Here is a 1,256-nt window from a genome sequence, read left to right as displayed (position 1 = left end):
GTCCCCAAGGGACCGCAGCGCGAGCCGGTCCTGGCCGCCGCGCGGGCTCTCGGTGACGATTCGCTGTCGGTGCACCACCGGCTGAAGGCCGCGCTGTCACCGGAGGTGGGGGCGGTGCTGTCCCGGTACCCGCTGCGGGAGTTGGTGACCGCCGGCGATCCGCTGCCCCTGCTGGTGGAGCGGGAACGCGCCCTGTACGGCTCCTGGTACGAGTTCTTCCCGCGTTCCGAGGGCACCGCCGAGCAGCCCCACGGCACCTTCCGCACCGCCGCGCGCCGGCTGGAGGCGATCGCGGCGATGGGCTTCGACGTCGTCTACCTCCCCCCGGTCCACCCCATCGGCACGACCTTCCGCAAGGGCCCCAACAACACCCTCACCGCCCGCCCCGGCGACGTCGGCGTGCCCTGGGCGATCGGCTCCCCCGAGGGCGGCCACGACGCCGTCCACCCCGGCCTGGGCACCATCGAGGACTTCGACCGCTTCGTGGACCGGGCCACGCAGCTGGGCCTGGAAGTGGCGCTGGACTTCGCCCTGCAGTGCTCGCCGGACCACCCCTGGGTCGACAAGCACCCGCAGTGGTTCCACCACCGCCCGGACGGCACCATCGCCCATGCCGAGAACCCGCCCAAGAAGTACCAGGACATCTACCCCGTCGCCTTCGACGCGGACATGGACGGCCTGGTCGCGGAGACGGTCCGGATCCTGCGGCACTGGATGGACCACGGGGTGCGGGTCTTCCGGGTGGACAATCCCCACACCAAACCTGTGGTGTTCTGGGAACGGGTCATCGCCGAGACCAACGGCCGGGACCCGGACGTGATCTTCCTGGCGGAGGCGTTCACCCGGCCGGCCATGATGCACACCCTGGCGCAGATCGGTTTCCAGCAGTCGTACACGTACTTCACCTGGCGCAACGGCAAGCAGGAGCTGACCGAGTACCTGAGCGAGCTGTCCGGGGAGGCGGCGGCCTACATGCGGCCGAACTTCTTCGCCAACACCCCCGACATCCTGCACGCCTACCTCCAGCACGGCGGCCGGCCCGCGTTCGAGGTCCGTGCCGTGCTCGCCGCGACCCTGTCCCCGTCCTGGGGCATCTACAGCGGTTACGAGCTGTGCGAGAACACCCCGCTCAGGCAGGGCAGCGAGGAATACCTCGACTCGGAGAAGTACCAGCTCAAACCCCGCGACTGGGACGCCGCCGCCCGCGAGAACCGCACCATCGCCCCGCTCATCACCCGCCTCAACACCATCCGCCG

The 1,256-nt window shown here is 70.3% G+C and carries 1 protein-coding gene; it reads left to right on the top strand.

Going from position 1 to position 1,256, the window contains the following annotated elements; translation table 11 throughout:
* A partial coding sequence (locus tag AB0H32_RS48385; protein WP_361136141.1) for a maltotransferase domain-containing protein occupies positions 1-1,256 on the top strand: 1,256 nt, incomplete at both ends.

It is taken from the genome of Streptomyces sp. NPDC020362 (assembly GCF_040642095.1).
Classification (GTDB): Bacteria; Actinomycetota; Actinomycetes; order Streptomycetales; family Streptomycetaceae; genus Streptomyces.
The sequence above is the reverse complement of the archived record's forward strand: the minus strand, read 5'-3'. Positions and strand labels throughout refer to the sequence as shown.